This is a genomic window from Williamsia sp. Y721 (assembly GCF_059683565.1).
Window position 1 is genome coordinate 1 of record NZ_JCASNH010000007.1, and the last position, 5,319, is coordinate 5,319.

Sequence of the window (5,319 nt, forward strand, 5' to 3'; positions counted from 1 at the left end):
TCGAATACAGGGTATTCGCAAATTGTGTTCGGCGGTGTCCTACTCTCCCACACTGATTAGGGTGCAGTACCATCGGCGCTGGTAGGCTTAGCTTCCGGGTTCGGAATGGGACCGGGCGTTTCCCTACCGCTATAGCCGCCGTAACAATGTGAAACAACCATCACGCACAAAACCATTCAATGATTAGTGCTGATCATTTGTTTGTTTGTGTGTTGTTTCAGATATTGCACAGTGGATGCGAGACAAAATGTCTTCTTGTTTTGGTTGTAAGTCCTCGGCCGATTAGTACCAGTCACCTGCACCCGTTACCGGGCTTCCAGTTCTGGCCTATCTACCCCATGGTCTGTAGGGGGCCTTAACCACGCAAAGGTGGTGAGAAACCTCATCTTGGAACAGGCTTCCCGCTTAGATGCTTTCAGCGGTTATCCCTTCCGAACGTAGCTAACCAGCGGTGCCCTTGGTAGGACAACTGGCACACCAGAGGTTCGTCCGTCCCGGTCCTCTCGTACTAGGGACAGGTTTCCTCAAGTTTCTTACGCGCGCGGCGGATAGAGACCGAACTGTCTCACGACGTTCTAAACCCAGCTCGCGTGCCGCTTTAATGGGCGAACAGCCCAACCCTTGGGACCTACTCCAGCCCCAGGATGCGACGAGCCGACATCGAGGTGCCAAACCATCCCGTCGATATGGACTCTTGGGGAAGATCAGCCTGTTATCCCCGGGGTACCTTTTATCCGTTGAGCGACACCGCTTCCACTTGCCGGTGCCGGATCACTAGTCCCGACTTTCGTCCCTGCTCGACATGTACGTCTCACAGTCAAGCTCCCTTGTGCACTTACACTCAACACCTGATTGCCAACCAGGCTGAGGGAACCTTTGGGCGCCTCCGTTACATTTTAGGAGGCAACCGCCCCAGTTAAACTACCCACCAGGCACTGTCCCTGAACCAGATCATGGTCCGAAGTTAGATGTCCAATACGATCAGAGTGGTATTTCAACAACGACTCCACACACACTGGCGTGCATGTATCACAGTCTCCCACCTATCCTACACAAACCGAACCGAACAACAATACCAAGCTATAGTGAAGGTCCCGGGGTCTTTTCGTCCTGCCGCGCGTAACGAGCATCTTTACTCGTAATGCAATTTCGCCGAGTCTGTGGTTGAGACAGCAGAGAAGTCGTTACGCCATTCGTGCAGGTCGGAACTTACCCGACAAGGAATTTCGCTACCTTAGGATGGTTATAGTTACCACCGCCGTTTACTGGGGCTTAAATTCTCAGCTTCACCACCGAAGTGATTAACCGGTCCTCTTAACCTTCCAGCACCGGGCAGGCGTCAGTCCGTATACATCGTCTTACGACTTCGCACGGACCTGTGTTTTTAGTAAACAGTCGCTTCTCTCTGGTCTCTGCGACCACACCCAGCTCAGAGAGTAAATCTCATCACCAGACATGGTCCCCCTTCTCCCGAAGTTACGGGGGCATTTTGCCGAGTTCCTTAACCACAGTTCTCTCGATCGCCTTAGTATTCTCTACCTGACCACCTGTGTTGGTTTGGGGTACGGGCCGTGTCGCCACTCGCTAGAGGCTTTTCTTGGCAGCATAGGATCATGGAATTCGCCTCATTCGGCTACGCATCACCTCTCAGGCTATATGTGTTCCGGATTTGCCTAGAACACGCCCTACAGGCTTACACCAGTACAACCACTGACTGGCCCCACTACCTTCCTGCGTCACCCCATCGCTTGACTACTACCAACCAAGGTCCTGCGCATAGGATTCCAGGCCACCCGAAGGTGGTAAGGAACATTCTGGGCAGTTAGTACAGCTGATTCATCACGGGCGCGACTACACGGGTACGGGAATATCAACCCGTTGTCCATCGACTACGCCTGTCGGCCTCGCCTTAGGTCCCGACTCACCCTGGGCGGATTAGCCTGGCCCAGGAACCCTTGGTCATTCGGCGGCGAAGTTTCTCACTTCGCTTTCGCTACTCATGCCTGCATTCTCACTCCCACACCCTCCACACCTGGATCACTCCGATGCTTCCATGGATGCAGGACGCTCCCCTACCCACCCACACCACTGCTCAAGTCCCCGCAGGAACAAGAGAATGTATTGTGTGAGTGCCGCGGCTTCGGCGGTGTACTTGAGCCCCGCTACATTGTCGGCGCAGGATCACTTGACCAGTGAGCTATTACGCACTCTTTCAAGGGTGGCTGCTTCTAAGCCAACCTCCTGGTTGTCTTCGCGACCCCACATCCTTTTCCACTTAGTACACGCTTAGGGGCCTTAGCCGGCGATCTGGGCTGTTTCCCTCTCGACTACGAACCTTATCGCCCGCAGTCTCACTGCCGCACTCTGACTCACTGGCATTCGGAGTTTGGCTGACGTCAGTAACCTTGTAGGGCCCATCGGCCATCCAGTAGCTCTACCTCCAGTGAGGAACATGCGACGCTGCACCTAAATGCATTTCGGGGAGAACCAGCTATCACGGAGTTTGATTGGCCTTTCACCCCTACCCACAGCTCATCCCCTCCATTTTCAACTGAAGTGGGTTCGGTCCTCCACGACGTCTTACCGTCGCTTCAACCTGGCCATGGGTAGATCACTCCGCTTCGGGTCTAGACCCGGCGACTCATACGCCCTATTCGGACTCGCTTTCGCTACGGCTGCCCCTCACGGGTTAACCTCGCCACCGAGCACTAACTCGCAGGCTCATTCTTCAAAAGGCACGCCATCACCCACCGTCGACTAAACGACGCATCGGCTTTGACGGATTGTAAGCGCACGGTTTCAGGTACTATTTCACTCCCCTCCCGGGGTACTTTTCACCTTTCCCTCACGGTACTAGTCCGCTATCGGTCACCAGGGAGTATTCAGGCTTATCGGGTGGTCCCGACAGATTCACAGCAGATTTCACGGGCCCGCTGCTACTTGGGTGTCTACTACAACAGTTGTCATGTTTTCGTCTACGGGACTCTCACCCTCAACGGCAGGCCGTTCCAGACCACTTCGACTAACACAACAATTTTTTACTGTCGGCCGATCCGGCAGAATCGACAAAATAGATCCCACAACCCCACACAGACAACCCCTGCCGGGTATCACATCTGCATGGTTTAGCCTCATCCGCTTTCGCTCGCCACTACTCACGGAATCACATGTTGTTTTCTCTTCCTGTGGGTACTGAGATGTTTCACTTCCCCACGTTCCCTCCACACACCCTATATATTCAGGCGCGGGTAACACGACATCACTCGTGCTGGGTTTCCCCATTCGGACACCCTCGGATCACAGCTCGGTTGACAGCTCCCCGAGGCTTATCGCAGCCTCCTACGTCCTTCATCGGCTCCTGGTGCCAAGGCATCCACCGTACGCTCTTAAACACTTACAAACATTTATCAAAACAAAAATAAAGATGCTCGCATCCACTGTGCAATTCTCAAACAACACACACCAACCAACCCCAACACCCCAAACAAACCCCTTCGAGTTCATTTGATAACAGGCGGAACCTGGCCGATATCTTGTCTAACCCTAGAAAGAACACGTGTGTTCTCTCAGGACCCAATAGTGTATCGATTCTTTATATGGTCACCCACATAAACGCCGGCCTCATCCGTAAATGGAATCGGTTGGCATTGTTAGCGTTTCACCCATGAGCTCCCACCGTCAAACATTTGCTGACGTAATGGGGCCACCGTCTCCGCCCCACCCCCGAAGAGGTAGTTGCTGGTACAAAGCAGCAGCAGATGACAGTTTATGTTGCTCCTTAGAAAGGAGGTGATCCAGCCGCACCTTCCGGTACGGCTACCTTGTTACGACTTCGTCCCAATCGCCAATCCCACCTTCGACGGCTCCCTCCCACAAGGGGTTGGGCCACCGGCTTCGGGTGTTACCAACTTTCATGACGTGACGGGCGGTGTGTACAAGGCCCGGGAACGTATTCACCGCAGCGTTGCTGATCTGCGATTACTAGCGACTCCGACTTCACGGGGTCGAGTTGCAGACCCCGATCCGAACTGAGACCGGCTTTAAGGGATTCGCTCCACCTCACGGTATCGCAGCCCTCTGTACCGGCCATTGTAGCATGTGTGAAGCCCTGGACATAAGGGGCATGATGACTTGACGTCATCCCCACCTTCCTCCGAGTTGACCCCGGCAGTCTCTCACGAGTCCCCGCCATTACGCGCTGGCAACATAAGATAAGGGTTGCGCTCGTTGCGGGACTTAACCCAACATCTCACGACACGAGCTGACGACAGCCATGCACCACCTGTATACCGACCACAAGGGGGGCCATATCTCTATGGCTTTCCGGTATATGTCAAACCCAGGTAAGGTTCTTCGCGTTGCATCGAATTAATCCACATGCTCCGCCGCTTGTGCGGGCCCCCGTCAATTCCTTTGAGTTTTAGCCTTGCGGCCGTACTCCCCAGGCGGGGTACTTAATGCGTTAGCTACGGCACGGATCCCGTGAAAAGGAACCCACACCTAGTACCCACCGTTTACAGCGTGGACTACCAGGGTATCTAATCCTGTTCGCTACCCACGCTTTCGTTCCTCAGCGTCAGTTACTACCCAGAGACCCGCCTTCGCCACCGGTGTTCCTCCTGATATCTGCGCATTTCACCGCTACACCAGGAATTCCAGTCTCCCCTGTAGTACTCAAGTCTGCCCGTATCGCCCGCACGCTTGGAGTTAAGCCCCAAGTTTTCACGAACGACGCGACAAACCGCCTACGAACTCTTTACGCCCAGTAATTCCGGACAACGCTCGCACCCTACGTATTACCGCGGCTGCTGGCACGTAGTTGGCCGGTGCTTCTTCTCCAGGTACCGTCACTTTCGCTTCGTCCCTGGTGAAAGAGGTTTACAACCCGAAGGCCGTCATCCCTCACGCGGCGTCGCTGCATCAGGCTTGCGCCCATTGTGCAATATTCCCCACTGCTGCCTCCCGTAGGAGTCTGGGCCGTGTCTCAGTCCCAGTGTGGCCGGTCGCCCTCTCAGGCCGGCTACCCGTCGTCGCCTTGGTAGGCCATTACCCCACCAACAAGCTGATAGGCCGCGGGCCCATCCCAAACCGCCGGAGCTTTCCACCACCAGACATGCATCCAGTGGTCATATTCGGTATTAGACCCAGTTTCCCAGGCTTATCCCAAAGTTTGGGGCAGATCACCCACGTGTTACTCACCCGTTCGCCACTAATCCACCAGCAAGCTGGCTTCATCGTTCGACTTGCATGTGTTAAGCACGCCGCCAGCGTTCGTCCTGAGCCAGGATCAAACTCTCCATGAAAATCCTCTAAAACCAC

The 5,319-nt window shown here is 54.6% G+C and carries 3 rRNA genes; all 3 read right to left on the bottom strand.

Features of this window, described 5'->3' with window-relative positions:
- Nucleotides 1-26: 26 nt before the first annotated feature.
- The 3 genes from rrf to AC56PL_RS27565 all read right to left on the bottom strand — a co-directional run bounded on the left by rrf (nucleotide 27) and on the right by AC56PL_RS27565 (nucleotide 5,303).
- Nucleotides 27-143, bottom strand: a 5S ribosomal RNA gene (gene rrf / locus AC56PL_RS27555).
- Between the two features lie 119 nt (nucleotides 144-262).
- A 23S ribosomal RNA gene (locus AC56PL_RS27560) occupies nucleotides 263-3,400 on the bottom strand.
- Between the two features lie 382 nt (nucleotides 3,401-3,782).
- Nucleotides 3,783-5,303: ribosomal RNA gene (locus AC56PL_RS27565) — 16S ribosomal RNA — on the bottom strand.
- The 16S, 23S and 5S rRNA genes sit together here, the layout of an rRNA operon.
- Nucleotides 5,304-5,319 lie beyond the last annotated feature (16 nt).